The organism is Caproicibacterium argilliputei (assembly GCF_029211325.2).
GTDB classification, from domain to species: domain Bacteria; phylum Bacillota; class Clostridia; order Oscillospirales; family Acutalibacteraceae; genus Caproicibacterium; species Caproicibacterium argilliputei.
Map to the genome: position 1 here is coordinate 130691 of NZ_CP135996.1, position 26496 is coordinate 157186.

Consider the following 26496-nt stretch of genomic DNA (forward strand, 5'->3'; position numbering starts at 1 on the left):
TAGAAAAGTGCCGCCGGTCATGTGCCTTTGCACACGGCCCGGCGGCACTTCTGTATTTTAGTCCGTAATGTACGGCTGGCTGCCGTCTTTCGGGTGATATTTTTCGCAGGTGCACTTTTTCCATTTCAAGCCACTGCCGCAGGGACACGGTTCATTGCGGCCAATTTTGCGGCCTTCATGCGATTCTGGCTGCGGTGCTTCCTCGCCCTCTGGTGCGCCGGAGGCTGTGGTCGGCTCCAGAACCTGCTCGCGCTGCGGTTCCTCCTGCGTGTGCAGGCGCACTGTCAGCATCATGCGGGCGGTGTTTTCCCGGATGGTGTCGATCATCGCGTCAAACATATCGAAGCTTTCCAGCCGGTATTCGACCACTGGATCTTTCTGCCCGTAAGCACGCAGGCGAATGCCGCGCTGCAGTTCTTCCATCGCGTCGATGTGATCCATCCACTCGGTGTCGACGTTTTTCAGCAGAATTACGCGCTCCAACTCACGGCAGATATCCTCGCCGAACTGCTGCTCGCGTTGGTCACAGATTTGCACAGCCTTTTCATACAGTGCCGCCGACACATCTTCCGGCTTGAGCGTTTTGCGCTCTTCTTCGGTGTAAATGAAGTCATCCTCGGTAAGCAGCCACCCCATGTAGTGGTCGCGCAGGCCGTCAAAGTTCCAATTCTGACGTGGATTTTCCAGATTAGCATCATCCATCGGCAGGTAAAGCTTGGCCTGGTTTTCAATCGCCTGCTTGATCATTTCCATGACCTGCGTATGCACGTTTTCACCGTTGAGCACCTGGTCGCGCTGCTTGTAGATAATCTCGCGCTGGCGGGAGTTAACATCGTCATACTTCAGCACGTCTTTACGAATGCCAAAGTTGCGGCCTTCAATTTTACGCTGGGCGTTTTCGATGGTTTTGGTCAGCATTTTGTTTTCAATCGGCGTGTCTTCGTCCACGTTAAGGGTTTCCATCATCGCCGCGACACGTTCGCCGCCGAACAGACGCATCAGGTTGTCTTCCAGAGAAATGTAGAAGCGGGACATACCGGGGTCGCCCTGACGTCCGGCACGGCCGCGCAGCTGGTTATCAATTCGGCGGGACTCGTGGCGCTCGGTACCGATGATGAAAAGGCCGCCTGCATCGCGCACTGCCTGCGCTTCCGGACGGATTTCCTCTTTGTACTTATCCTCTAATTCCTTAAATGTTTTACGAGCATTGAGAATATCGACATTGTCGGTTTCGCCGTAAGCAGTTGCTTGTGCAATCATTTCCTCGCTGAAGCCCATGCGGCGCATTTCGCTTTTGGCCATATATTCGCTGTTGCCGCCCAGCATGATATCGGTGCCGCGGCCTGCCATGTTCGTTGCAATGGTGACGGCGCCCTTTTTGCCCGCCTGCGAAACAATCTCCGCTTCCTTTTCGTGGTACTTTGCGTTCAAAACCACGTGCGGAATGCCGCGCAGTTTCAGCATTTTGGAGAGTTCCTCGCTCTTTTCAATGGAAATGGTGCCGACCAGAACCGGCTGTCCCTTTTCGTGGTGCTCCACAATGTCGTCGATGACTGCGTTAAACTTTGCCTTTTCCGTTTTGTAAACAACGTCGTGCAGATCCTCACGAACCATTGGCTTGTTTGTGGGAATTTCCACAACGTCCAGTTTGTAGATTTCGCGGAATTCATCCTCTTCCGTCATGGCGGTGCCGGTCATACCGGAAAGCTTGTCGTACAGACGGAAGTAGTTCTGGAACGTGATGGTTGCCAGCGTCTTGCTTTCGCGGGCAACTTTCACACCCTCCTTCGCTTCGATGGCCTGATGCAGACCTTCGTTATAGCGGCGGCCATACATCAGGCGGCCGGTGAATTCGTCAACGATGATGACTTCACCGTCTTTGACCACATAGTCCACATCGCGGGTCATGACACCGCGCGCCTTAATGGCTTGGTTGACATAATGCTGAATGCCAATATTTTCCGCATCGGTCAGGTTGTCCACGTGGAAGAAAGCTTCCGCTTTTTTCACGCCGGAAGGTGTCAGCGTGGCGGTTTTTGCTTTTTCATCCACAATGTAGTCCGCATCTGTGTAAATGGCGTCGTTGTCTTCCTTATCGTTCAGCTCTGCGACTTTTACGACTTTTAAGGTTTGCGCAAAGTGGTCGGCAACGGTGTACATCTCGGTGGATTTGTCGCCGGGGCCGGAGATAATCAGCGGGGTGCGCGCTTCATCAATTAAGATGGAGTCCACCTCATCCACGATGGAGAAGCTGTGGCCGCGCTGTACCTTGTCCTCTTTGTAAATGACCATGTTGTCGCGCAGATAATCGAAACCGTATTCGTTGTTGGTACCGTAGGTGATGTCGGCGGCATATGCTTCCTTGCGGGCGGCGTTGTCCTTTTCATGCGTGATCAGACCGACGGAAAGACCGAGGAAGCGATACACCTTGCCCATCCACTCACTGTCGCGGCGGGCGAGGTAATCGTTGACGGTTACAATGTGCACGCCCTTGCCTGCCAGCGCGTTTAAGTAGGCGGGCAGGGTGGCGACCAGCGTTTTGCCTTCGCCGGTCTTCATCTCGGCAATACGGCCCTGATGCAGAACGATACCGCCGACAATCTGCACCGGGAAGTGGCGCATTTCCAGCACGCGGGCGCTGGCCTCGCGGCAGACAGCAAACGCGTCGGGCAGGATGTCGTCTAAGCTTTCGCCGGACTCCAGCCGCTCCTTCAGCATGGGGGTCTGCGCTTTCAGTTCTTCATCTGAAAGCGCTTTATACTTGTCCTCGAGTGCCAGCACCGCGTCGCAGATGGGCTGAACGCGTTTCAGCTCGCGCTTGCTGTAGTTCCCGAAGAATTTGGTCAGGATATTGTTTGGCATAGTGTCACCTCATAACGGTAAATTCCAGCTACCGATTTCCAAAATGATTACATACTTTTAGATTATAGCATAGCACGTTTCAAAAGGAAAGAGATTTTCTGTGAATTTGGCCGATGAAAATGCGAAAAGCAGGGAGCGGGCGCAGTTTTTTCCTGTGCCTGTTCTCTGCTTTATAATTTTGACTGCGTTTTTTATAGAATCCCGCTGCGGGTGTGAAATGCGAACTTTTTCTAGGAGAAACGCCGGCGCTTCGAAACGCGCAGGCTGTTTCTTACGCCCAGCCAGAAATTCTACAATGCTTGTAAAACCAAGCGTGCCACAGAAACCGGCGGCTGGAGATGGTTTTCGGTTTGCCGTTCATTTCTGCAACGGTATAACTGCCGTCTTCATTTTTCAGCGCAACATCATACCCGCACTGTGCGCCATTTACCAGATAGTCGTCCGCCTGTGCATTTCGCTTTGCGGCGGTCTGCAGCTTCCGGTCGCAGTACGCCAATGTGGAGCCGTTATTGCTGCTGCCCTGTGAACCGCCGTTTTGTGTCATAACGGAAATATCGCCGGTGGGTTTTCCGTCTGTTTCCACGCGGCAGTTATACATGACGATATTTCCGGCAAGGTCGTGTTCCGGCAAAAGAAAGGTCACTTTGCTGTTTTTGGTCCACGTCCCGTCCGCAGAGGTGGAAACTGCCTGCTGAGCAATTTCCTTTGCCTGCGCTTCTGTAATAAAGGGCCCTTTTTCCGCGTCAACCCCCGGGCCGTGAAAGTACACCGCCATTCCCGCAATCAGGACGGCTGCCACAATCGCAACAGGAATAACGAATCTCTTTTTGCATTTTTTCATCAGGAGGCTCCTTTCTGACAGTTTGTGACCGTGCGCACTGTAGGAAGTTTCCTTTTTCCACTTCCAATGCACAAAAACTCTAATATCATTATAACAATTACAACTAAAATCGCAATACTTTTGAAAAAAATTTCCAGTAAGTTCTTTAAAGCCCTCCGCATTTTTGTGAGAAAACGCAGAAAGTGCGCGCGGCCATATGCCTTGTCTGAATCTTCACAAATCCAGTTGCGAAGTGTGTCGAAAAGTCCTATAATAGGAAACGATCATTGGTTGGGGCGCCTGCTGTGCGCAGGCCCCTTTTCAGGAAAAAACCAAGGACTTGAAATCGAAAGGAGTACCGCTATGAACTATTCCGCTAAAGTGGAAAACATGTGCACAGTCACAAAAGGCCCCAAGCACGGCCCCGCCCCGATCCCCGAAGAGGGCAAGTGGGTAAAGGCTTATGACATTAAAGACATTTCTGGTCTGACACATGGTGTTGGCTGGTGCGCGCCGCAGCAGGGCGCCTGCAAGCTGACGCTGAACGTCAAAGAAGGCGTGGTCAAGGAAGCGCTGGTCGAAACAATCGGCTGCTCCGGCATGACCCACTCCGCCGCCATGGCAGCTGAGATTCTGCCCGGCAAAACCATCCTCGAGTGCCTGAACACCGACCTCGTATGTGATGCAATCAACGTCGCTATGCGCGAGCTGTTTAAGCAGATCGTTTACGGCCGCAGCCAGACTGCTTTCTCCGAGGGCGGCCTGCCCATCGGCGCAGGTCTGGACGATCTGGGCAAGGGTCTGCGCAGCATGGTCGGCACCATGTACAGCACAGAAGCCAAGGGCGTGCGCTACATGGAGATGACCGAGGGCTATGTTCTGCACATGGCTCTGGACAAAAATGACGAAGTCATCGGCTATGAATTTGTAAACGTCGGCAAGATGATGGACGCTATCCGCAAGGGCACAAACCCCGAGGAAGCCTATAAGGCAAACGTCGGTCATTACGGCCGTTACAGCAAAGAAGACGGCGTTGTCAAGTATATTGACCCCCGCAACGAATAAGAAACAACAAAGGAGGATTCAAAACCATGGCAAACGATGTCAGCTTTGAAGGTAAAGAGAGAAGAATGCCGAAGATCGAGGCATTCCTGAAAGAAAACGGCCTCGGCTCCCTGGAAGAAGCACGCGACCTGTGCCTTTCCAAGGGAATCGACGTTGATAAGATTGTAAAGAGCGTACAGCCCATCGCGTTTGACAACGCGGTTTGGGCTTACACCCTCGGTGTTGCACTGGGCCTGAAAAAAGGCGTGAAATCCGCCGCGGAAGCAAGCGAACTCATCGGTGTCGGTCTGCAGGCATTCTGCGTGCCCGGCTCCGTTGCAGAGCACCGCAACGTCGGTCTGGGTCACGGCAACCTCGGCGCACGTCTGCTGCACGACGAAACCAAGTGCTTTGCGTTCCTCGCAGGCCACGAGAGCTTCGCAGCCGCTGAGGGCGCTATCGGCATTGCCCGCACGGCAAACCGCGCCCGCAAAGAGCCGCTGCGTGTCATCCTGAACGGCCTGGGCAAAGACGCCGCCTATATCATTTCCCGTATCAACGGCTTTACCTATGTAAAGACCGACTATGACTTCTTTAACGACAAAGTCAATGTGGTTGAAGAAATCGCTTACTCCAACGGCGAGCGTGCGCAGATTAAGTGCTACGGCGCGAACGACGTACAGGAAGGTGTCGCCATCATGCGCATGGAGGGCGTCGATGTTTCCATTACCGGTAACTCCACGAACCCGACCCGCTTCCAGCACTTGGTTGCAGGCACCTATAAAAAGTGGTGCAACGAGAACGGCCGCCATTACTTCTCCGTCGCTTCCGGCGGCGGCACGGGTCGTACCCTGCACCCCGACAACATGGGCGCAGGACCGGCTTCTTACGGCTTGACCGACTCCATGGGTCGTATGCATAGCGATGCGCAGTTCGCAGGTTCCTCTTCCGTGCCGGCGCACGTGGAGATGATGGGCCTCATCGGCATGGGCAACAACCCGATGGTCGGTGCAACCGTTGCGTGTGCAGTGGCAGTTTACGAGGCTTGCAAGGGCTGAGTTTGATTCAGCAAAGTTCGGCAGCCCCCTTTACGGGGGCTTTTTTATGCCCTTTTGGGGCTGGCGGCGGATTTTTCGTTTAAAATCATTGGAAATTTTCAAAAAGCGGTTGACAAAGCGGAAGGACTGCGTATAATAGAAGAAACAATTTCATAATGTTTCCTGTTAAACCGATGAAGTGGAGATAAAAACGATTCCAGCGCGTACAGAGAGTCCGGGCAGATGAGAACGGACCGCGAGCAGAACGTTAAATGGACCACTGAGGGCACGGTCAAAGGCAGCTTCTGCCGAGTATTCCGTGACGCAAGGCCTGCGTAATGGGTCGGGGGTATGTTGGTACCCCGCAAAGGGTGCGGTTTTTATACCGCAAAGCAAGGTGGCACCGCGAGCTTGAAGTTTCAGGCCCGTCCTTGGCAGACAAATTCTTTTGTTTGCCTTGGGCGGGTCTTTTTTATGCCCGCCCGGGGAAAACGCGTTGGGAGGGACGCATCATGACAAAACCGTCGTTAGAGGAAGCCCGGCGCTTTGCCGCGCAGGGCATATACCGGGTGCTTCCGGTCAGCTGTGAGCTTTACGCCGACCGCACAACCCCCCTGCAGGTTCTGCGGATTCTGCAGGCAAAGAGCATCCACTGCTTCTTGCTGGAAAGCGTGGAGGACACCAAGCAGTGGGGGCGCTACACGTTTCTGGGATTTGACCCGAAACTGGAAATCACCTGTACAAACGGGCAAATGCGCATCCGCGGGAAGACACAGCGCAGCTTTCACACCGACAGCCCCGGTGCGGAACTGGAAAAAATCCTGGCCGCGCACAAAAGCCCGCGCCTGCCGGGAATGCCGCCCTTTACCGGCGGGTTGGTCGGTTACTTTTCGTACGATTACATCAAGTACAGTGAGCCGCGCCTGCGGCTGGACGCAGAGGATCAGGAGCACTTTAACGATGTTGACCTCATGCTGTTTGACAAGGTGATTGCATTTGACAACCTGCGGCAGAAACTGATTTTGACAGTCAATATGCCGCTGACCGGCGATGTGCAGGCGGCTTATGCGGCGGCGCAGGCGGCGCTGAAAGCATTGGCGGAGCTGGTGCGTACCGGGGCACCGGCACCGCAAAACCCGGGGCGGCTGACTTCTCCGGTACGGCATTTGTTCAGCAAAGCGCAGTACTGCACCATGGTGGAACGCGCGAAGCAGTACATTCGGGAGGGAGATATTTTTCAGGTGGTTCTCAGCAACCGTCTGGAGGCGGACTTTACGGGCAGCCTGTTAGATACCTATCGTGTGCTGCGCACGCTGAACCCCTCGCCGTATATGTTCTTTTTCTGCAGCGACGAAATGGAGATTGCCGGTGCTTCACCGGAAACTTTGGTAAAGCTGCAGGACGGTGTTCTGCACACCTTTCCGCTTGCCGGCTCCCGTCCGCGCGGCCAGACGCCGGCGCAGGATGAGGCGCTGGAGGCGGAGCTGCTTGCCGATCCGAAGGAACTTTCCGAGCACAATATGCTGGTGGATCTGGGACGCAATGATTTGGGCCGCATCAGTAAATTCGGCACCGTGCACGTGGAAAAGCACCTGCAGGTACTGCGCTTTTCGCACATCATGCACCTTGGCTCCACCGTGGCGGGGGCGCTGCGGGAGGGCTGCACCGCCGCCGATGTCATTGCGTCCGTGCTGCCCGCCGGAACGCTTTCCGGTGCGCCGAAGTTCCGTGCCTGCCAGATTATCAACGAGCTGGAAAACAACAAGCGCGGCATTTACGGCGGTGCGGTCGGGTATCTGGACTTCACCGGAAATCTGGACACCTGTATTGCCATTCGTTTCGCTTTTCAGAAAAACGGCAAGGTGTTTGTTCGTTCCGGCGCCGGCATTGTGGCAGACAGCGTGCCGGAGCGCGAGTATCAGGAATGCATTCAAAAGGCAAAAGCGGTTGTAACCGCACTGGAAGAAGCACAGGGGGGGATTGACAGTGCTTGTACTGATTGATAACTACGACAGCTTTTCCTATAACCTGTATCAGCTGCTCGGCTCTATTGACCCGGAAATCCGCGTGGTGCGCAACAACGAAGTGACGGTCGCGCAGGTTGAGCAGCTGCACCCGCGGGCGGTGGTGCTCAGTCCTGGGCCGGGCCGCCCCGCAGAGGCGGGCATCTGCGAGGAGGCGGTGCGGTACTTTGCCGGGCGGGTGCCGCTTTTAGGGGTGTGTCTGGGGCACCAGGCCATTTGTGAAGCGTTTGGCGGAACCATTGGGTACGCCAAACGGCTGATGCACGGGCGGCAGTCGCCGGTGCGCCTTGCCAAGGGCTGCCCGCTGTTTGATGGCTTGCCGGAAACCATCGGCGCGGCGCGGTATCATTCGCTTGCGCTGGACGAAAGCACCCTGCCGCCGGAGCTTTTGGTAACAGCGCGCAGCTTGGATGACGGAGAAGTCATGGCGGTGCAGCACAAAACGCTGCCCGTGTACGGCCTGCAGTTTCACCCGGAGTCCATCCTGACGCCACAGGGAAAAACAATCTTAGAAAACTTTTTGCAAAGGAGCGATTTGTCATGATTAAAGAAGCAATTGCCACCCTTACCGAAGGGAAAAACCTCGATTACGCCACCGCCAATACGGTCATGGATGAAATTATGAGCGGAAAAACCACGCAGGCGCAGATGGGCGCGTACCTGACCGCGCTGCGTATGAAGGGCGAAACCATTGACGAAATCACCGCCTCTGCGGCGGGTATGCGCGCGCACTGCGTCAAGCTGCTGCACGATATGGACGTTCTGGAGATTGTGGGCACCGGCGGCGACAACGCCAATTCCTTTAATATCTCCACCACCTCTGCCGTGGTCATTTCCGCGGCGGGCGTGCCGGTGGCAAAGCACGGCAACCGCGCGGCCTCCAGTAAATGCGGCGCGGCAGACGTCCTGGAGGCGCTGGGCGTCAATATCGTTCTGCCGCCGGAAAAAAGCACACAGCTGCTGAAAAAAATCAACCTCTGCTTTCTGTTCGCGCAGAATTATCATATTGCGATGAAGTATGTGGCACCGGTGCGCAAAGAGCTGGGCATTCGCACCGTGTTTAATATTTTGGGGCCGCTTTCAAACCCTGCGGGCGCCAATATGGAACTGATGGGCGTCTACGATGAATCGTTGGTAGAGCCGCTTGCACGCGTGCTGACCAACCTCGGCGTCAAGCGCGGCATGGTGGTTTACGGGCAGGACCGTCTGGACGAAATCTCCCTTTCCGCACCCACCACGGTGTGCGAACTGCAGGACGGCGGATATACTTCATATGTCCTGACACCGGAGGAAGTCGGGCTGCCTCGCTGCCGGAAAGAGGAGCTTGTGGGCGGCACGCCGCAGGAAAACGCCGCCATCACCCGCGCGATTTTGGCAGGTGAAAAAGGCCCCAAGCGGGACGCGGTGCTGCTGAACACCGCCGCCGCGCTGAAGATTGCCGGAAAGGTGAGCAGCCTGCAGGACGGTGTGCGCCTTGCCGCCCAGACCATCGACAGCGGCGCCGCCAAGGCACAGTTGGAGCAGTTTATCCGGCTTTCCAACGGAGAAACCGCATGATTCTGGAGGAGCTTGCCGCCGCCGCACGGGCGCGTGTGGTACAGCGGAAAAAGTGCGTTCCCTATGCGCAGATTCTGGAGCAGGCAAAGGCGCTGCCCGCCGGGCAGGACTTTCCGTTCGCGCAGGCGCTGCGCGGGCCGGGACTTTCGCTGATCTGCGAAGTCAAAAAAGCTTCGCCGAGCAAAGGACTCATCGCGCCGGACTTTCCGTACTTACAGATTGCAGAGGACTACGAAAAAGCGGGCGCGGCGGCGGTTTCGGTGCTCACGGAGCCGCAGTGGTTTTTGGGCAGCGACCGGTATCTGCAGGAGATTGCGCGAAAAATCCGCTTGCCGGTTCTGCGCAAGGACTTTACCGTGGACCCGTACATGATCTGTGAGGCGAAGCTGCTGGGTGCTTCGGCGGTTCTGCTCATCTGTGCGCTTCTCAGCGACCGGGAGCTGCGGGATTACCGTGAACTGGCGGCATCGCTCGGCCTTTCCGCTTTGGTGGAAGCGCATACCGAGGAGGAGATTCGCAGGGCTTTGGCCAGCGGTGCGGAAATCATGGGCGTCAACAACCGGAACCTGCAGGATTTTACCGTGGATATGCACGCGGCGGAGCGCCTGCGCAGGCTGGTTCCGTCCGGTGTGCTGTTTGTTTCCGAAAGCGGTGTGCAGGGCACAAAAGAAGTTGCCGCCGCGCGGCGGATGGGCGCCGATGCAGTGCTGGTTGGAGAGGCGCTCATGCGTGCGCCGAATCGGTGTGCGGCGCTGCGTGCTTTGCGGGAGGCGGCGGAATGACGAAAATTAAAATCTGCGGGCTGACACGCCCGCAGGACATCGAGGCGGTGAATGCCGCCCGACCGGACTTTGCCGGGTTCGTGTTTGCGGAAAAAAGCCGCAGGCGGGTGACGCCGGCGCAGGCGGCGGCTTTGCGGCGGGCACTGCGTTTCGGCATCGTGCCGGTGGGGGTGTTTGCCAATCAGCCGGTGCAGGAGATTTTAAGCATGCTTTCCGCCGGTACCATTGCTGTCGCGCAGCTGCACGGGCAGGAGCCGGAGGAAATGGTGCGGCAGATTCAGCAGGCGGGCTTTCCGGTGATTCGCGCGTTTCGCGTGCAAAGCGCGGCGGATGCGGCGCGGGCGCTGAACAGTACGGCGGATGTGCTGCTGCTGGACAGCGGCAGCGGCTCCGGACGCACATTTGACTGGAATCTCATACCCGACATCCGCCGCCCGTGGTTTCTGGCGGGCGGACTCTGCGCCGAAAATGCCGCGGAAGCGGTGCGGCAGGTGCGGCCCTGGGGGGCGGATGTTTCCAGTGGTGTGGAAACGGACGGTGTCAAGGACGCGGCAAAAATTGCAGAACTGATAAGGAGGATTCGAAATGTCTAAGGGCAGATATGGAATCTACGGCGGGCAGTATGTGCCGGAAACGCTGATGAGTGAGCTGGACGCGCTGGAAAAGGCATACGCGCACTATCAAAATGACCCGGAATTCACAGCGGAGCTGGACACTCTGAACAAGCAGTACAGCGGGCGGCCGTCCCTGCTGTACTACGCGGAAAAAATGACAAAGGAATTGGGCGGCGCGAAAATCTACCTGAAGCGCGAAGATTTGAACCACACCGGTTCGCACAAAATCAACAATGTGCTGGGGCAGGCGCTGCTTGCCAAGCGCATGGGTAAAACCCGCCTGATTGCCGAAACCGGCGCGGGGCAGCACGGCGTGGCAACCGCCACCGGCGCGGCGCTGCTGGGCATGGAGTGCGAAATCTTCATGGGAATCAAGGACACCGAGCGGCAGGCGCTCAATGTGTACCGCATGGAGCTTTTGGGGGCAAAGGTTCATCCGGTGACTTCCGGCACTGGTACGCTCAAGGATGCGGTCAACGAAGCCATGCGCGAGTGGGCGAGTCGTGTGGAGGACACCGCCTACTGCTTAGGCTCCGTGATGGGGCCGCACCCGTACCCGATGATGGTGCGCGACTTCCAAAGTGTCATCAGCCGCGAGGCGCGGGAGCAGATTCTGCAGGTGCAGGGCAAGCTGCCGGATGCGGTGCTGGCTTGTGTGGGCGGCGGCAGCAACGCCATGGGAATGTTCTACAATTTCATTCCGGACAAAGACGTCAAGCTGATTGGCTGCGAGGCCGCGGGGCGCGGCGTGAACACCGCGCAGACCGCCGCAACGATTGCCACCGGAAAACTGGGCGTGTTTCACGGTATGAAGTCCTACTTCTGCCAAAACGAGTACGGTCAGATTGCGCCGGTATATTCGATTTCCGCCGGACTGGATTACCCCGGCATTGGGCCGGAGCACGCACACCTTTACGATATTGGGCGCGCGCAGTATGTGCCAGTGACAGACGACGAAGCCGTGGATGCATTTGAGTACCTTGCGCGCACAGAGGGAATTATTTGCGCCATTGAAAGCGCGCACGCCGTGGCGTATGCCCGAAAGCTGGCACCCACCATGCGCAAAGACCAGAGCATGATTCTCTGCCTTTCCGGCAGAGGGGATAAAGATGTGGCGGCCATTGCGCGCTACAGAGGAAAGGAGCTTACAGAATGAACAGGATTGCAAAGGCATTTGAAAGCGGCAAGGCGTTCATCGGCTTTGTCACCGCAGGTGACCCGTCTTTGGAAAAGACAGAGGAATTTGTTTTGGAAATGCTGCGCGGCGGCTGTGACTTAGTGGAAATTGGCATTCCCTTTTCCGACCCGATTGCAGAGGGCACGGTGATTCAGGAGGCAGACCTGCGCGCCCTTTCCGCCGGCACCACCACAGACGGCGTGTTTGAGATGGTAGAGCGCCTGCGGAAAAAGACGGATGCGCCGCTGGTGTTCATGACCTACTATAATCCGGTGTTCAGCTACGGAAACGAGCGCTTCTTTAAACGCTGCGCGCAGGTGGGCATTGACGGCATTATCATTCCGGACGTTCCGTTTGAGGAAAAAGGCGAAGTGGTGCAGGCCGCCGCGCCCTGCGGTGTGCAGGTCATTTCCATGGTTGCCCCGACTTCGCACGAGCGTATCCGCAAGATTGCGGCGGAAGCGGAGGGCTTTCTGTATGTGGTGTCCTCCATGGGTGTGACCGGCGTGCGCAGCAAAATCGAAACCGATTTGGGTGCAATTCTGCAGGTAGTACGCGAAAGTACAGACACCCCCGCCGCAGTGGGCTTCGGCGTCAGCACGCCGGAGCAGGCTGCGCAGATTGGCAAGCTTGCGGACGGCGTGATTGTTGGCAGCGCCATCGTCAAGCTTGCGGCGAAGTATGGTGAAAACGCCGGCCAGCCCATTTACGAGTATGTCAAGTCCATGAAGGATGCCTTACGGAGCGTGGACACTGCCAGATAAAATCTGGAAAATCAGGGTTTACATTTTTGTAAAAAAGGCGTATCATAAAGGCGCAAATCATTTTGCGGGCGCGATGGGGAGAAAAAAAGATGCACACTGTGATGTTTTTTTAAAAGATTGTAAGCTCCTCGTGGCGGTTAGGATGATACAGAGCAGGCTGCAGGGTGCTAAAGCAGTTGGATATTTACCGATGTGTGGCTATACTTGGCTCTTGTCTTAAAGGAGATTACTTGAATGAAAAAGAAAAAATTACTTTTTGTAGGTGCGTTGGCCGTTGCTTCTGTCATGTGTATGAGCCTGTCAACCGCTTTTGCTCAGCCAACTTCGTTAGATCCCAACGAATATTTATCTCAAGAAATTATTATTAAAAACAATAGCAGTACGAGCAGTTCTACAGAATATATGGAAAAGGAAACCGGCGTCAAAGTTTCTTATCCTAAAACGTTGTTAATCAATGGGCAGAAAAATCACTTGTATCCTTCTTTTCCCGACAATAAAAAAGCTTTGGAAGTTGCATCAGCCAAATACAATTCGTTTTTGACCTTGTTAGCGAAAAAATATCATTTAAATCCGTTATCACTTGAAAATTACAAATCTTATAAATCAGTTCTTCAGCCTTACCTTGCCGCAAGCCTGCCCTCTGATCTCGGTGGTGATAGTAATCGAAATATTTCTGGTAAAATTTACAGTACTTTATCTTTGTGTGAAAATAGCGAAAAAAATAATGAGTGCCTTAATATGGCAATGAAAATGAATACGCAACTCAAGCAAGGAATATATCCTAAAATATCCATGTTAGTACAATATATGCCATATGATTCTCCGGTTGTACTGCACTGCCCTCATAATCATACAAATGGTGGTTTGTTATAGGGAGAACGTAGGGTTTTATGGATGCCCTGCTTCTTGTGATTTTCTGCGAGAGGAGCTTTTAATGCATTTGTTTTTTTCAAAAAAGCGAAACAAAATTGTATAGGGAATCTGCGCTGCCGTCCTTGTCGGTGCCTACGGCGCTTATTCTTACGTGTGTGCGCAGCCAAATCCGGCGGCTACCAAAAATGAAATTCAAGTTGTAAGTGCGGGAAACGTTCCGACCAGCAATTACTATGACCCTAAGCTTGGGAAAATCGTTTACAAAACCGCATTGCTTGTAAACGGGGAAAAGAATTACTTGTTTGAAACATTTGCAGACCCTGCGGCGGCGTTTGATGCGGTTAAAAAGCGAGACGCTGCGTATTTGTCTTTCCTATCGAAAAAAATCGGAGAGCCGGAGGGAAGTCTGAGCGAGCAGAACTGGGAAAAATACAGCCAGGCAAACGGAAGCAGTCCGGAGCCGGCGGAGCAGTTTATGGGCGACGCGAAAATGACAGCGCAATATGGGGACTTGGTTTCTTTCTTCGGTGTCTGTGAGGACGAGAATCTGAACCGGAAGATTCTCAAAAAAGTAGAGCAGAAGAACTTTTGGTTGAAAATTCCGCTTGTACAGCGGGTTTCTTTGAAACAGCTTGACATCCCGATGCAGAATACGAAATTATACAAAGCCATTGTGAACGCATAACGTTTTTATGACGCAGATTCATGAAGAAAAGGGGCGGTCAGATGAATGCACAGGCTGCGGGATTGCTTTTAGCCGCGCCGTTTTGGTCGGCATTCGGGATGCTGCCGTCTACGCTGTGCCACCGATTTTTCAGGGAAAAGGCGTGGCAGAAACGCCTTTTCGGTGTGGCACTGGTTCTCTGCGCACTGGGTGCGGCGGCGTATTACGCCGCATGGACAGCGGTAGGCGGTATGCAGGGCCTTGGCCCCGGCATGGCGGATATGACGGACAGCGAACTTTGGCGCATGACACTGGCCGCCGCTGTTGCGCTGGGAATGCTGGCGGTGGATTTTTTACAGCTTCCGCTGTATCTTCTAGGGAAGCGTGTCCGTCCGGCATGGCGTCGGAGATTTGGGATAGCAGCCATTGCCTGCAGCGCGGCTGTCAGCGTTTTGTCAATGGTTCCGCTTCTTTTCAGTCTGTAGAAAAGTGAAATTGTACCGGAAGCACCGCATACGTTTGTGTGCGGTGCTTTTTTGGGATTCTGTTCCAGAAAAGTTGACGAAAACAGCCGTTGGGCGTACAATTTTAAGGAAGCACTACATAAAAGGATGAAAGAAGCAGAGGAAATGAAAATGCGGTTTGCAAAACGGATGGAGCAGTTTCAGGAAGGCGTTTTTTCGGAACTGCTGGAACAGAAACGGAAGGAAGAAGCGCAGGGCGTGCAGGTCATCGACCTGAGTGTGGGTACCCCAAACATTCCGCCGGTGGAAAGCATCCGCCGCACCCTGGCAGAGGCGGCAGAAAACCCGCGCCAGTACGTTTACGCCATCGGTGACACCCCCGAACTGCAGCAGGCGGCAGCGCAGTGGTACAGCCACCGCTACGGTGTCACACTGGATCCGCAGACGCAGGTCTGCTCCCTGCTTGGCTCGCAGGAGGGTCTGACGCACATTGCGCTGTCGATTGTCGACCCCGGCGATGCGGTTTTGGTGCCGGACCCGTGTTATCCGGCGTTTCGCTGCGGGCCGGAGCTTGCCGGCGGCCGCTTGGTTTGGATGCCGCTCAAGCCCGAAAACAAGTATTTAATTGACTTTGATGCAATTCCGGAGCAGGAAGCCAAAGCCGCAAAGCTGATGGTGGTTTCTTACCCAAATAACCCCACCGCCGCGGTTGCACCGGATTGGTTTTATGAGAAACTGATTGCGTTTGCGAAAAAGTACGAAATTATTGTTCTGCACGACAACGCCTACAGCGAGCTGGTTTTTGACGGCAAAACCTGTGGAAGTTTTCTGCAGTTTCCCGGCGCGGCAGAGGTCGGTGTAGAGTTTAACTCCCTGAGCAAGACCTACGGTATGGCGGGTGCGCGCGTGGGCTTCTGCGTGGGAAATGCGCAGGTTATCGCACAGCTCAAGCAGCTCAAGTCCAATCTGGATTACGGAATGTTCCTGCCGATTCAGCAGGCAGCGGCAGAAGCGATTACTGGCGACCAGACCTGCGTGGCACACACGCGGGCGGCGTATGAAGCGCGCCGGGACTTCCTCTGTGCGGCATTTGACAAGCTGGGCTGGCACTTTGCAAAGCCTGCCGCGACCATGTTTGTCTGGGCGCAGATTCCCGCGCGGTATGGTGAGGATGACCGCCGGTTTACCGAGGAGCTTTTGGAGAAAGCGGGCGTACTGGTGACGCCCGGCAGTGCGTTTGGCGCAAGCGGCAGGGGTCACGTGCGCATGGCATTGGTGCAGGAAGAGGAAGCTTTGCGTGAGGCTGCGGTACGTATGGGAAAAACAGATATTTTTATTTCCCAGTATTAAAAAAATATGTTGACTTATGAATTTGAGGGGGAATATACTTAATATGGGAAAAGTACAGGAAAAAAGTTGAAGATTCTCTGGAATAAGAAGCATCTTCGTCAATTTTTTAAAAGTTGGCAGAGAGTTTTAAAGGAGGGTATGACGATGCGAAAGAAAATCCTGTTTGGTGGTGTCGGCATCCTTTTGGCGGGCGCACTGGTGCTTGCGGGAGTCGGCATTGGCAGGTGGAGCGCCGCGCGTGTGTCCGGTAATCCGTGGGGAAAATCGCAGGGGTGGTACTGGTCGGACACGACACAGGATATGAAACTCTGGGTGGGTGACACCTACACGTTTGCGATTACACTGTCGGATGTACCGATTACAAAGTTAAACCATACGGGAACGCCGCTTCGTCCAGATTGTTCAGTTGGAAATGGGAAGATACTGCAAACATACGAAAATTCACCCTCTTGGCAGCACAACCGCAGGGACAGCACCACGACCTATTATTACGCATTTCGCTGTTTGTCACCGGGGGAAACGGGCGTGTACATACAGCCGGAAAAAGGGCAAAAGACCCTCTTGTTCAAGGTGAAAGGAAACCCGACAGTCGGGATGGGCAACGTGCTGGGTACGGATGCTTCCAAATTTTCAAAAATTGTAATTTCCCATATGCAGTACGACAAAACGATTACTAACCAAAAGCAGATTGCCGCACTGCTGCAGAAAATTTCAACCGTGCAGCTGAGGCACATACAAGAAGATCCGCACATGGTTGGGTGGGAATATGGCCTGAAATTGTACCCGGCTGACGGCAGCGGAGCTTATCAGTACAGTGACGGCGGCAGCGGCGGTTTTTACAAAGAAAAAGGCTGTACCTTTAATGGGCCGGAGGGCTTTTATCCGCTGCAAAGCAGTTCCTGCACCAAATGGTACGCTGCGATGAAGCAGTGTTACGAAAACGCACCGGGTACCATGCATGAATGGACGGCGGACAGCTGAGAGAGCTGCTGGACTGGGGCCAATTCAAGATTAAAAAGTCATTAGTGCCGCTCTTGACAATCCGCCGAAAATCCGGTATGCTGTAGCCATAGCAGCCATACGACTGACGGAAGTGGAGTCAACCACGTGGAGTATGGCGAAGGAAATGCCGACCGTCTGGGCGAGAACCCGGACGGTCGGCATTTTTTGTGTTTTTACGCGGAAAAACAGCCGTTCGGAGAAAAGGAGGAACGGATTTGACACTGGGAAGCGTCCATTCGCTGGAGACTATGGGATTGGTGGACGGGCCGGGCGTCCGCGTGGTGGTGTTCCTGCAGGGGTGCGCCCTGCGGTGCCGGTTCTGCCACAATCCGGACACCTGGGAAGCGGACAGCGGGGAGCAGGTGACGCCGCAAGAGCTACTGCACCGCATTGTGCGCTGTAAGCCATACTTTGTGCGCAGCGGCGGCGGTGTCACGTTTTCCGGCGGCGAGCCGCTTTTACAGCCGGAATTCCTGCTGGAAACGCTCCGGCTGTGCCGGGAAGCGGACATTCATACCTGTTTGGACACAGCGGGCTGCGGCCGGGGGATGTATGACGAAATTCTGCGGTATACGGATCTGGTGCTGTACGACGTGAAGCAGGTTACCGAGGAAAGCTACCGGAAACTGACCGGACGCGACTGGACGGAAACCGGCAGATTTTTGCAGGCGGTGCGCCGCGCGGGTACGCCGGTATGGGTGCGGCACGTGGTGGTGCCGGGGCTGACGGATTCGGAAGCACACATGGCGGCACTGCGGGCTTTTGTGTCTGCGCACGTGCCGAATGTGCAGAAAGTCGAACTGCTGCCGTACCACCTGCTGGGTGTGCAGAAATACAAGACCATGGGGCTTATGTACCCGCTGGCAGGCGTTCCGGCCATGGACACGGAACAGGTGAAAACGTGGCAGGCGCGTTACTTTGACAGCCTGGATGGAAGCAAATCGAATCGTTGTAAAAAATGAATGGAGGGCAACAGATGAATCAGGCATGGGACGGCTTCTGCGAAGGCCGCTGGCAGTGCGAAGTGGATGTGCGCGGCTTTATTCAGAAAAATTATACGCCTTATGAGGGAGACGACCGCTTTTTGACGGGCCCGACGGAAAAGACAAGGGCGGTTTGGAAAACGTGCAGTGCTCTGTTGCGGCAGGAGCAGAAAAAAGGCGGTGTGCTGGATGTGGAAACCGAGCGCGTTTCCGGCATTACCAATTTTGCACCGGGGTACATTGACCGGAAAAACGAAGTGATTGTTGGGCTGCAGACCGACGCGCCGCTTAAACGCATGGTGAACCTGTATGGCGGAATGCGCATGGCACAGCAGAGTCTAGAGCAGTATGGCTACCGGCTGAATCCGGAGATTGAGCGGTCCTTTTCCGCATACCGGAAAACACACAATCAAGGGGTGTTTGACGCTTACCCGAAGCGTGTGCGTACAGCGCGGCACGTTGGTCTGCTGACCGGCCTGCCGGATGCTTACGGGCGCGGCCGTATCATTGGCGACTACCGCCGCGTGGCGCTGTACGGAACGGATTTCTTAATTGAGCAGAAACGGAAGGATTTTGCCGAACTGGACGGCCCTATGACAGAGGAACGCATCCGCCTGTCTGAGGAGGTCAGCGAGCAGATTCGCGCTTTAAAAGCGGTTACGGAGATGGCGGCTTCCTACGGCGTCGACCTTACAAAACCCGCGCAGACCGCCCGCGAGGCGGTGCAGGCAGTTTACATGGGTTACCTTGCCGGCGTCAAGGAAAATAACGGTGCGGCAACCAGTCTGGGGCGCACCTCCACCTTTCTGGATATCTATATCCAGCGTGACTTGGAAAGCGGTACGCTGACCGAGGCAGGCGCGCAGGAGCTTGTGGACCAGTTAATCATCAAGCTGCGGCTGGTGCGGCATCTGCGCACGCCGGAGTACGACGAACTCTTTGGCGGAGATCCCACTTGGGTGACCGAGGCGGTCGGCGGCATGGGTGTTGACGGCAGAACCTTGGTTACGAAGAATTCTTTCCGGTATCTGCACACGCTCAGGAACCTTGGCACTGCCCCGGAGCCGAACCTGACGGTGCTTTGGAGTGAGCGCCTGCCGGAAGCGTTTAAGCGCTACTGTGCGAGGGTTTCCATTGCGACAGATTCCATTCAGTACGAAAACGATGACGTGATGCGACCGGTGTATGGCGATGATTACGCGATTGCCTGCTGTGTTTCCGCCATGCGGGTAGGGAAACAAATGCAGTTTTTCGGTGCGCGCTGCAATCTGGCAAAAAGCCTGCTGCTTGCCATAAACGGCGGCGTGGATGAGCTGCAGGGCGTTACGGTGGTGCCCGGGATTCCGCCACTGCAGGGAGAGGTGCTGGACTATGAAGCTGTCTGGGAAAACTACAAGGCGGTGCTTGCCTATGTGGCACAGCTTTACACAGATGCAAACAGCGTCATTCACTTTATGCATGACAAGTACGCTTACGAGGCCAGCCAAATGGCGCTGCATGACACGCGCGTCGAGCGGCTGATGGCGTTCGGTGTGGCAGGCCTTTCCGTGGCGGCAGATTCCCTTTCCGCAGTCAAGTACGCGAACGTGCGTCCGGTGCGCAACGCGCAGGGAATCGCCGTGGATTTTGTAACAGAGGGCAGCTTCCCCCAGTACGGAAACGACGATGACCGTGCAGATGATTTGGCAGTCGAAATCGTGGAATCCTTTATCGGGGAACTAAAAAAGTACCCGCTGTACCGCGGCGCGAAGCACACGCTTTCCGCGCTGACCATCACCAGCAATGTGATGTACGGCAAAAAAACCGGTACAACGCCGGACGGCCGCAAACAGGGCGAACCACTGGCGCCGGGCGCCAACCCCATGCACGGCCGCGACAAAGCCGGCGCGCTGGCCTCTCTCAACAGCGTGGCGAAAATCCCGTACCGCGGCGTTTGCCAGGACGGGGTGTCCAACACGTTTTCCATTGTGCCGGCGGCCCTCGGTCGGGACGAAGCGCAGCGTGAGGCGAACCTGACCGCTTTGCTGGACGGCTATTTCAGCCAAGGCGCGCATCATCTGAACGTCAACGTGCTCAACCGCGAAACGCTGCTGGACGCGATGGATCATCCGGAAAAGTACCCGACACTGACCATTCGTGTGTCCGGCTATGCGGTGAATTTTAACCGCCTTTCCCGTGAGCAGCAGCAAGAGGTGGTCGCCCGCACATTTCACGAAAGCCTATAAGATGTTAAAAAGCCGACTTCCCTTTGTCAGGGAATGTCGGCTTTCTGCGGTTCTTCCGTGTGTCCGCAGTACAGAATGCCAAGCTTCTGCAGCTGGGCGGTGACCCGCTTGAAAGCAGCTTCATCCGGGCACAGAAGCGTGTGCAGATGGACGCCCCCCGTCAGCACAGACAGCGGAGCCGCGTTGCTTTCCTGTACGGCTTTCAGAAAAACATCCGCATCATATCGTGAGAAGATATGCAGCTTTCCGCTGAGCTGACCATACACGCGGTGGGAAACAATCACGTCCAGTACGGCGCAGCCGTTGTCAGTCACCGTATAAAGCTCCTGCCGCAGCGCTTCTGCGCCGGTGTGGCAGCAGGCAACGGTGCGCAGCAGCCCTGCCGGTGCGGTGCGCTCCAGAATGTAGCCGCGCGGCGTTGCCGTAACGGCGGCCTGCTCCGCGCGCAGCAGGGCAATGTCCCCTACAATTACCTGCCGGCTGACACCAAATGTTTGTGCCAGCGAAGAGGCGCTTACAGGCGCGCCGGAATGCTCCAGCTTGTGCAGAATGGCATTTCTGCGTTCCCGTGGCGTCAATTTGAAAACCCGCTTTCCTGCGAAAAGTCGCCTTTTGTTTTTAGTATAGCAAACACAGGCAGCGCGGGCAAGCCTGATTTTGTTATTTCTACATTTGGACTTCCTATTTCCTTGACTTTGTAGTAAAATAAACAGTACGGTTGATTTGCCGCGGTTTTGCGGCAGGCCCCGAATCTGAGAACAAAACGACGGAGTTAAAACATGAAAAGGAAAGTTTATCTGGTTGGCGCCGGTGTTGGCGGCAGGCAGGGACTGACCGCCGAGGCGGCCGAGGTTCTTGCGCGCTGCGGCTGTGTGTTTGGCGAAGGGCAGCTGTTGGAAACCCTGCAGACTGCCTGCCCGAAAATCGGACAGACAGCACCGGAGAAGATACAGTCCTATCTGGATGCACATCCACAGGTGCAGGAGGCGGCGGTTGTATTTTACGGCGACCCCGGTTTTTACGGAGAGTCTGAGCGGCTGCGTGACGCACTCAAGGACACCTGTACTGTAGAGGGCACTGCGGGCGTTAGCTGCATTGCGTATTTCTGCGCGCGCGTGGGGTGTACCTGGGGGGATGCGAAGCTGCTGTCTGCTGAAACTTCTCCCGCACAGGCCGTGGGGGCGGTGCGCACAAACCAACGCACGTTGCTTCTGGCGAGCCGACACTGTCGGGTGCAGGATATTTGTGCGCTGCTGTGCAGCGGCGGTTTGGGTGGTCTGCAGGCAGTGGTCGGCGAGCTGCTGGGAACCGCGCATGAGCGCATTCTGTGCGGCAGTGCAGAGGAACTGGCAATTCGCAAATTCAGCCAGATGAGCGTTCTGTTGGTTGAAAATCCGGAGCCGGTGCGGCAGGAAGTGCGCACCTGTATTCCAGATGAGGCGTTTTTTCACAGCGGCGTGCCCATGACCAAGTGTGAGGTGCGCGCTGTCAGCGTCGGCAAGTTGCAGATGCACCGGGACAGCGTGGTTTACGACATCGGGTGTGGCACCGGCTCTGTCAGCGTGGAGTGCGCGCTGCAGGCAAAGGCGGGCATTGTATATGCAATCGACAAAAACCGCGCCGCGCTGCACCTGACCGCGCAGAACCGGCAAAAATTCGGCGTTTACAACGTCAAACCGGTTGAGGGTGAAGCGCCGGAGGTTCTGCGCGGATTGCCGGCGCCGGACTGTGTGTTCATTGGCGGCAGCACGGGCAACCTGCCGGAAATTCTGGAGGAAGTGCTGCGCAAAAATCCGCGCGTGCGCTTGGTGCTGAACGCCATTTCACTGGAAACTGTGACACAGGCGATTGCGTGCATGGAGCGCTTCGCACTGGCGGATGTGGATATTGCGCAGATCAGCGTGGCGAAGTCCCGCCCTGCCGGTGGGCACAAGCTGATGCAGGCGCAGAATCCGGTGTATGTCATCAGCGGACAGGGAAACGGCTCTGCCTGCTAAACTTTTTATAAAAATCAAGAAGCCGAAAGCACAGCGAAATGGCTGCTTTCGGCTTCTTTTCTGTCTGTTCAGAGTTTAAACTCCTCTGCGCCCGGTTTGGGAACCGGCGGACGCGCCCGTGGCACGCGGCGCAGCGGGTCGTACCGGAAGCTTCGGCAGGCGCCGTTTTGCGCGGGCTGCCGGCCAAGCAGGCAGGAACCCCCGCCCTGCGCACCGACCGCGTGCGCGCAGTAATCGCAGCGGGGTTCAATGGCGCTGCCAAAGAGACTGCCGTTCTGCATTTTCATGGAATGCCCCCTTGCAGGCTGCCGGAAAAGCAAAATGCGCCGGACAGCTGTCTGTGATTGCCATACAGTTTGCAGTATGGACTTTTTAAAAACTATTATACCACAGAATTTTGCTGTCCGCTACTGTCCAGCAGCATGGCGGCACAAAGAATAATCAGTGCCACGCCTGCGGCAATACTGCCGGAAAGCGCCGGCCGACTTTGCGCCAGGCTGCCGAACACATCCACCACCGGCGGCAGGGCGGGCTTTACCGAGAAGCGCTCGCCCAGCAACAGGGTTGCCAGCGCCGCGATGCCACCCTGCGCGGCGCGGCACAGAAAGAAGCGCCCGGTGCGCACTCGGAAGGCCAGTCCCTGCAGCACCTGCAGGTGCACGCAAAGCCCGCCCCAGCCGAGCACCAGAGAAACGCACCACAGCGGTGCAAGTACATTGGCAAGCGAGCGACAGCCGAGGGTGACTTCACACACACCGGCAAAAACGGCGAGCGCCTTTCCAGAAAGGAATTGCTGCAGGATGCACAGAAACGTGCTGAAAAGGATGACAAAGCAGCACATCAGCAGCATGGAGGAAGCGGCATCGTGCGCGGCGGTCACCAGTGAACTGCCCAGCGAGGGCCAGGCGGCGGTTCTGCGAGGCGGCGTTTTGTCCCGGTGGTGCGGCAGCCCCAGCAGCACGCCGACCACCAGACCGGACAGCAGGTGAACCGCCAGCAGGAAGCGGCCGGTCTGCACGCTGCCCAGAAACCCCAGTCCTACGGCGGTGCAGATGAAAGCCGGCCCGCCATTTACCGAAAAAAGCAGCAGCCGTTCCGCCTGCTCGGCGGTCAGCTCGCCGCTTTCATAAAGTGCCTGCGCCCCGCGGGAGCCGGTTGGGTAGCCGCCGAGCATACCCATCAGGATGGCAGGCGCCGCAGCGGGCGGCAGCGCAAAAAGTTTGGCAAACGGTTTGCCAATGCACGCCCCGATGGCAGAGGAAAGCCCGCTTTTAATCAGGAACACAGTGAGAAACAGAAACGGAAACAGCGATGGAACCAGTACCCCCAGACAGGTGGAAATTCCTGCGGAAGCACCGTCCGCCGCCTGTCGGGGAAAGAGAAGCAGGGCGGCAGCCAGCAGCACCGCCGCCGCGCCCGCCGTTTTTTTCAGCATAGAAAGTTACCTCCTCCCGTCCACAATGCATATGCACAGCGGTCGAGGAATATTTTTTCAGCAGAAGGAGAACTTTTGGAAAGCCGCTTTTTTTCAACCGCTTTCCGAAAGTCTGTGGAAAAAAGGAGAGATGCGCGATGAAACTGCCGGAAAAACCGGTTCTGCTGGCGCAGAGCGGCGAAAAACTGGAACTTGCGGGAAACCGGGAGGCAACAGTGGACGGCTGCGGCGGTGTGTTGGAATATACCGAGGAAGCGGTGCGGATTCGTTACGGCAGGGGGGTGCTGCGTTTTTTGGGTCGCGGATTGACGCTGCACAGCCTTGCGGTTAAGACACTGGTGGTGACCGGCTACATTACGGAGATTGATTACGCGGCGCGCGGGGAAATGCTGCCGGTGCGTGAGGCGGAAAAGGAGGAACCCTGAATGTGGCTGACGCGGTGGCTGGTGGGTTGGGTGCGCTTTCGCGTGGTTACGCCCAAGGGAAAGGAACAGTTTCTGAACAGCTGCACCAGAGCCGGCGTGTACCTCTGGCGTGTGCGGCCGGAGGCAGGCGGCTTGACCGCCTGTGTGCGGGCAGGGCAGTATGCGGCGCTGCGCCGTCCGGCAAAGCAGGCGGGCGTGCGGCTGCGGCTGCAGAAAAAGCGGGGACTGCCGTTCCGTCTGCAGCACCTGCGGCACCGCCCCGGCCTGGTGGCGGGCTTCGCGCTGTTTTGGGCGGTTCTGCTGCTGCTCGGACAGTTTTTCTGGACAGTGGAAGTGACCGGCTGCAAGCAGATTTCAGAGCAGGCGCTGCGACAGGTGCTGGCGGAGCAGGGGGTTGCGCCGGGCGCGCGGAAAAGCAGTTTTTCCGCCAAGGAAATCCAGACAAAGCTGATGGAACGGTTTCCACAAATCAGCTGGGTCAGCGTGAACAATCACGGCGCCGATGTGGATGTGCAGCTTACGGAAAAGGATGCCCAGCCGCCGGTTGCAGACCAGAGCGGCTGGTACCACCTGCGCGCCACCGAAAGCGGCACAGTGGTGGAAATGCACGTTTCTGCCGGAACACCAGTGGTGAAGGTGGGCGATGGCGTTGTGAAAGGGCAGCTTCTGGTGTCTGCGGTGGTGGAGAACAAGGAGCAGAATTTTTTGCAGCTGTACCACGCCGCGGGCACGGTTATCGCCGAAACGCAGCACACGCTGCAGGTGACAGTTCCGTTTGCGCTTTCGCAGTGGCAGGTTTGCGGCCAGCCCGCGCAGCGCAGCGCCCTGCTGGTGTTCGGGGTGCAAATTCCCCTTTCCGTGCAGCTGCCGCCGCAGGGGATGCTCAAACGGACCGGGCAGCAGACCGCGGTGCGGTTCTGCGGCAGGGAGCTGCCCCTTTCCCTGCTGCGCGAGCAGCTGACGCCGGTGCGGTATGTTACCCAGCGGCGCAGCCGCGCACAGGTGGAGCAGCAGGCGCGGCTACTGCTGAACAGCAAGGAAAAAACGGAGCTTTCCGGTGCGCAGGTCACGGCACGCAGCGATACGGTGCGTGCGGATGCGGCCGGTGTAACCGTGACCCGTCGGCTGACCTGCCGCGAAAATATCGCCAAGGAAGTGAAGCTTTTCCGGTAAACAGCCGTTTTTGCACGCGCAGCGGGCTCAGATGCCGAAAAATTCGCCAAAAACGCGGAATGTCAGAAATGCGCGTTAATTTTCTGTAAAAATGAACACAATAAACTTGGGCAAAACCTAGTGACTATGGTTGCCGTATGTGGTATGATTAAAAAGCAAACAGATTCGCTTTCTGCAAACTTGTTATCACGTGCTAACCGCCCGGGGCCGGGCGCCGGCAGGCAGAAAGCGCGGGAATTTTAAACAGTGTAAGGTGAAGCTTTTGTTTGAACAAAGAGTCAGCATCGCTCGAACGGAACAGGCGGCGGCGCTTTTCGGCAGCCTTGACAGCAACATCCGTCTGATCGAAAAGGAGTACCGGGTGGCGGCAGTGGCGCGCGACGGTGAGATCAAAGTGACCGGAGAGCCGGAGGATGTGGAGCGTGCGGTGCGCGCCGTCAACAGCCTGCTGACCCTTTTGAATCGCGGCGAAACGCTGACGGAGCAGAACGTACGGTACTGCATCAGCTTGGTCAACGAGGGCGCGGAAGACAAAGTTAGCGCGCTGGCCGGCGACTGCATCTGCATTACCAGCAAAGGCAAACCGATTAAACCCAAAACGCTGGGGCAGAAAAAGTACTGTGCCGCCATTCGGGACAATACCGTGACCATCGGCGTCGGGCCGGCGGGCACAGGAAAAACCTATCTGGCAGTTGCCATGGCGGTCACCGCATTCCGTGCCCATCAGGTAGAGCGTATCATCCTGACCCGGCCGGCGGTGGAGGCAGGCGAAAAGTTGGGCTTTCTGCCCGGCGACCTGCAGCAAAAAGTGGACCCTTACCTGCGCCCTCTTTATGATGCATTGTTTGATATGCTCGGTGCGGAAACGTACCAGCGGTACGTGGAGCGCGGCAGCATTGAGGTTGCCCCGCTGGCGTATATGCGCGGGCGGACTTTGGATGACAGCTTCATCATTCTGGATGAAGCACAAAATACAACCAGGGAACAGATGAAGATGTTCCTGACACGGCTGGGCTTTAACAGCCGCATGGTCATTACGGGCGACATCACGCAGATTGATCTGCCGGACGGCAAGCACAGCGGCTTAAAGCAGATTATGCGCATCCTGCGCGGGGTGGAAGACATTGCGCAGGTGGAGTTTACCGGAAGAGATGTGGTTCGGCACAAACTGGTACAGGAAATTATTAAGGCTTATGAAAAATACGAGGAGGTTAAACACTGATT

Annotated in this window: 25 protein-coding genes and 1 riboswitch; of the genes, 20 read left to right on the top strand and 5 right to left on the bottom strand. The window is 56.2% G+C overall.

Annotated features, from left to right (window positions below):
* Positions 1-57: 57 nt before the first annotated feature.
* Entirely contained in the window at positions 58-2862 is a 2805-nt protein-coding gene (secA, locus tag PXC00_RS00585; RefSeq protein WP_275844897.1) for a preprotein translocase subunit SecA, read from the bottom strand.
* 271 nt (positions 2863-3133) lie between these two features.
* On the bottom strand, positions 3134-3703 hold the full coding sequence (locus PXC00_RS00590) for a hypothetical protein (protein WP_275844896.1): 570 nt from the start codon (positions 3701-3703) through the stop codon (positions 3134-3136).
* Between the two features lie 342 nt (positions 3704-4045).
* Between PXC00_RS00590 and PXC00_RS00595 the strand changes: the two genes are divergently transcribed.
* The 16 genes from PXC00_RS00595 to pflB all read left to right on the top strand — a co-directional run bounded on the left by PXC00_RS00595 (position 4046) and on the right by pflB (position 20242).
* Positions 4046-4747, top strand: a complete 702-nt coding sequence (locus PXC00_RS00595) for an iron-sulfur cluster assembly scaffold protein (protein ID WP_275844895.1) — start codon at positions 4046-4048, stop codon at positions 4745-4747.
* Between the two features lie 26 nt (positions 4748-4773).
* Positions 4774-5784 carry a GGGtGRT protein gene (locus PXC00_RS00600; RefSeq protein ID WP_275844894.1) on the top strand — a complete coding sequence of 337 codons (1011 nt, stop codon included), beginning with the start codon at positions 4774-4776 and terminating at the stop codon, positions 5782-5784.
* A gap of 491 nt (positions 5785-6275) precedes the next feature.
* The gene (locus PXC00_RS00605; RefSeq protein ID WP_275844893.1) at positions 6276-7766 is read left to right on the top strand and encodes an anthranilate synthase component I family protein; all 1491 of its coding nucleotides are present in this window, start codon (positions 6276-6278) and stop codon (positions 7764-7766) included.
* The gene (locus tag PXC00_RS00610; protein ID WP_275844892.1) at positions 7750-8331 is read left to right on the top strand and encodes an anthranilate synthase component II; all 582 of its coding nucleotides are present in this window, start codon (positions 7750-7752) and stop codon (positions 8329-8331) included. The genes PXC00_RS00605 and PXC00_RS00610 overlap by 17 nt, the downstream gene beginning before the upstream one ends.
* The gene (gene trpD / locus PXC00_RS00615) at positions 8328-9344 is read left to right on the top strand and encodes an anthranilate phosphoribosyltransferase (protein ID WP_275844891.1); all 1017 of its coding nucleotides are present in this window, start codon (positions 8328-8330) and stop codon (positions 9342-9344) included. Before PXC00_RS00610 ends, trpD begins: the two co-directional genes overlap by 4 nt.
* Positions 9341-10126, top strand: a complete 786-nt coding sequence (gene trpC / locus PXC00_RS00620) for an indole-3-glycerol phosphate synthase TrpC (RefSeq protein ID WP_275844890.1) — start codon at positions 9341-9343, stop codon at positions 10124-10126. Before trpD ends, trpC begins: the two co-directional genes overlap by 4 nt.
* Entirely contained in the window at positions 10123-10719 is a 597-nt protein-coding gene (locus PXC00_RS00625) for a phosphoribosylanthranilate isomerase (protein ID WP_275844889.1), read from the top strand. The genes trpC and PXC00_RS00625 overlap by 4 nt, the downstream gene beginning before the upstream one ends.
* A complete protein-coding gene (gene trpB, locus PXC00_RS00630) occupies positions 10712-11896 on the top strand; it encodes a tryptophan synthase subunit beta (RefSeq protein ID WP_275844888.1) in 1185 nt (394 codons plus the stop codon). Before PXC00_RS00625 ends, trpB begins: the two co-directional genes overlap by 8 nt.
* On the top strand, positions 11893-12681 hold the full coding sequence (trpA, locus tag PXC00_RS00635; RefSeq protein ID WP_275844887.1) for a tryptophan synthase subunit alpha: 789 nt from the start codon (positions 11893-11895) through the stop codon (positions 12679-12681). The genes trpB and trpA overlap by 4 nt, the downstream gene beginning before the upstream one ends.
* Before the next feature lie 234 nt (positions 12682-12915).
* Positions 12916-13554 carry a hypothetical protein gene (locus tag PXC00_RS00640; protein ID WP_275844886.1) on the top strand — a complete coding sequence of 213 codons (639 nt, stop codon included), beginning with the start codon at positions 12916-12918 and terminating at the stop codon, positions 13552-13554.
* 151 nt (positions 13555-13705) lie between these two features.
* Positions 13706-14239 (top strand): hypothetical protein, encoded by a 534-nt coding sequence (locus PXC00_RS00645; RefSeq protein WP_275844885.1) that lies wholly within the window; start codon positions 13706-13708, stop codon positions 14237-14239.
* Positions 14240-14259: 20 nt separating this feature from the next.
* Positions 14260-14703 (top strand): hypothetical protein, encoded by a 444-nt coding sequence (locus tag PXC00_RS00650; RefSeq protein WP_316935034.1) that lies wholly within the window; start codon positions 14260-14262, stop codon positions 14701-14703.
* A 150-nt stretch (positions 14704-14853) separates the two neighbouring features.
* On the top strand, positions 14854-16032 hold the full coding sequence (locus tag PXC00_RS00655) for an aminotransferase class I/II-fold pyridoxal phosphate-dependent enzyme (RefSeq protein ID WP_275844883.1): 1179 nt from the start codon (positions 14854-14856) through the stop codon (positions 16030-16032).
* A gap of 144 nt (positions 16033-16176) precedes the next feature.
* Positions 16177-17013: a hypothetical protein gene (locus PXC00_RS00660; protein WP_275844882.1), complete on the top strand. Its 837-nt coding sequence runs from the start codon at positions 16177-16179 to the stop codon at positions 17011-17013.
* Between the two features lie 89 nt (positions 17014-17102).
* A riboswitch (ZMP/ZTP riboswitch) is annotated at positions 17103-17182 on the top strand.
* Between the two features lie 67 nt (positions 17183-17249).
* Positions 17250-17996 carry a pyruvate formate-lyase-activating protein gene (pflA, locus tag PXC00_RS00665; RefSeq protein WP_275844881.1) on the top strand — a complete coding sequence of 249 codons (747 nt, stop codon included), beginning with the start codon at positions 17250-17252 and terminating at the stop codon, positions 17994-17996.
* A gap of 14 nt (positions 17997-18010) precedes the next feature.
* Positions 18011-20242 carry a formate C-acetyltransferase gene (pflB, locus tag PXC00_RS00670; RefSeq protein WP_275844880.1) on the top strand — a complete coding sequence of 744 codons (2232 nt, stop codon included), beginning with the start codon at positions 18011-18013 and terminating at the stop codon, positions 20240-20242.
* Between the two features lie 26 nt (positions 20243-20268).
* On the opposite strand, the gene PXC00_RS00675 is transcribed toward pflB, so the two are convergent.
* Positions 20269-20820: a transcription repressor NadR gene (locus PXC00_RS00675; protein WP_275844879.1), complete on the bottom strand. Its 552-nt coding sequence runs from the start codon at positions 20818-20820 to the stop codon at positions 20269-20271.
* 201 nt (positions 20821-21021) lie between these two features.
* Here PXC00_RS00675 and cbiT point away from each other — a divergent pair, with 201 nt between their 5' ends.
* Positions 21022-22239: a precorrin-6Y C5,15-methyltransferase (decarboxylating) subunit CbiT gene (gene cbiT / locus PXC00_RS00680; protein WP_275844878.1), complete on the top strand. Its 1218-nt coding sequence runs from the start codon at positions 21022-21024 to the stop codon at positions 22237-22239.
* A 68-nt stretch (positions 22240-22307) separates the two neighbouring features.
* On the opposite strand, the gene PXC00_RS00685 is transcribed toward cbiT, so the two are convergent.
* Both PXC00_RS00685 and PXC00_RS00690 read right to left on the bottom strand, forming a co-directional pair.
* The gene (locus PXC00_RS00685; RefSeq protein ID WP_275844877.1) at positions 22308-22526 is read right to left on the bottom strand and encodes a hypothetical protein; all 219 of its coding nucleotides are present in this window, start codon (positions 22524-22526) and stop codon (positions 22308-22310) included.
* A gap of 95 nt (positions 22527-22621) precedes the next feature.
* Complete coding sequence (locus PXC00_RS00690; RefSeq protein WP_275844876.1) at positions 22622-23674, bottom strand: hypothetical protein; 1053 nt, start codon at positions 23672-23674, stop codon at positions 22622-22624.
* Between the two features lie 137 nt (positions 23675-23811).
* Here PXC00_RS00690 and PXC00_RS00695 point away from each other — a divergent pair, with 137 nt between their 5' ends.
* From PXC00_RS00695 to PXC00_RS00705, 3 genes are all read left to right on the top strand, one after another.
* Positions 23812-24099: a YabP/YqfC family sporulation protein gene (locus tag PXC00_RS00695; RefSeq protein WP_275844875.1), complete on the top strand. Its 288-nt coding sequence runs from the start codon at positions 23812-23814 to the stop codon at positions 24097-24099.
* A complete protein-coding gene (locus PXC00_RS00700; protein WP_275844874.1) occupies positions 24100-25272 on the top strand; it encodes a sporulation protein YqfD in 1173 nt (390 codons plus the stop codon). It abuts the gene before it with no gap.
* Positions 25273-25534: 262 nt separating this feature from the next.
* Positions 25535-26494 (top strand): PhoH family protein, encoded by a 960-nt coding sequence (locus PXC00_RS00705; RefSeq protein ID WP_275844873.1) that lies wholly within the window; start codon positions 25535-25537, stop codon positions 26492-26494.
* Positions 26495-26496 lie beyond the last annotated feature (2 nt).

Coding starts and splice junctions, on each gene's coding strand:
- secA (WP_275844897.1), bottom strand. CDS start 2,862: ATGCCAAACAATATCCTGACCAAATTCTTCGGGAACTACAGCAAGCGC.
- PXC00_RS00625 (WP_275844889.1), top strand. CDS start 10,123: ATGACGAAAATTAAAATCTGCGGGCTGACACGCCCGCAGGACATCGAG.
- trpD (WP_275844891.1), top strand. CDS start 8,328: ATGATTAAAGAAGCAATTGCCACCCTTACCGAAGGGAAAAACCTCGAT.
- PXC00_RS00695 (WP_275844875.1), top strand. CDS start 23,812: ATGAAACTGCCGGAAAAACCGGTTCTGCTGGCGCAGAGCGGCGAAAAA.
- trpB (WP_275844888.1), top strand. CDS start 10,712: ATGTCTAAGGGCAGATATGGAATCTACGGCGGGCAGTATGTGCCGGAA.
- PXC00_RS00605 (WP_275844893.1), top strand. CDS start 6,276: ATGACAAAACCGTCGTTAGAGGAAGCCCGGCGCTTTGCCGCGCAGGGC.
- PXC00_RS00690 (WP_275844876.1), bottom strand. CDS start 23,674: ATGCTGAAAAAAACGGCGGGCGCGGCGGCGGTGCTGCTGGCTGCCGCC.
- PXC00_RS00590 (WP_275844896.1), bottom strand. CDS start 3,703: ATGAAAAAATGCAAAAAGAGATTCGTTATTCCTGTTGCGATTGTGGCA.
- PXC00_RS00600 (WP_275844894.1), top strand. CDS start 4,774: ATGGCAAACGATGTCAGCTTTGAAGGTAAAGAGAGAAGAATGCCGAAG.
- cbiT (WP_275844878.1), top strand. CDS start 21,022: ATGAAAAGGAAAGTTTATCTGGTTGGCGCCGGTGTTGGCGGCAGGCAG.
- PXC00_RS00700 (WP_275844874.1), top strand. CDS start 24,100: ATGTGGCTGACGCGGTGGCTGGTGGGTTGGGTGCGCTTTCGCGTGGTT.
- PXC00_RS00640 (WP_275844886.1), top strand. CDS start 12,916: ATGAAAAAGAAAAAATTACTTTTTGTAGGTGCGTTGGCCGTTGCTTCT.
- trpA (WP_275844887.1), top strand. CDS start 11,893: ATGAACAGGATTGCAAAGGCATTTGAAAGCGGCAAGGCGTTCATCGGC.
- trpC (WP_275844890.1), top strand. CDS start 9,341: ATGATTCTGGAGGAGCTTGCCGCCGCCGCACGGGCGCGTGTGGTACAG.
- PXC00_RS00660 (WP_275844882.1), top strand. CDS start 16,177: ATGCGAAAGAAAATCCTGTTTGGTGGTGTCGGCATCCTTTTGGCGGGC.
- PXC00_RS00655 (WP_275844883.1), top strand. CDS start 14,854: ATGCGGTTTGCAAAACGGATGGAGCAGTTTCAGGAAGGCGTTTTTTCG.
- PXC00_RS00685 (WP_275844877.1), bottom strand. CDS start 22,526: ATGAAAATGCAGAACGGCAGTCTCTTTGGCAGCGCCATTGAACCCCGC.
- pflB (WP_275844880.1), top strand. CDS start 18,011: ATGAATCAGGCATGGGACGGCTTCTGCGAAGGCCGCTGGCAGTGCGAA.
- PXC00_RS00595 (WP_275844895.1), top strand. CDS start 4,046: ATGAACTATTCCGCTAAAGTGGAAAACATGTGCACAGTCACAAAAGGC.
- PXC00_RS00650 (WP_316935034.1), top strand. CDS start 14,260: ATGAAGAAAAGGGGCGGTCAGATGAATGCACAGGCTGCGGGATTGCTT.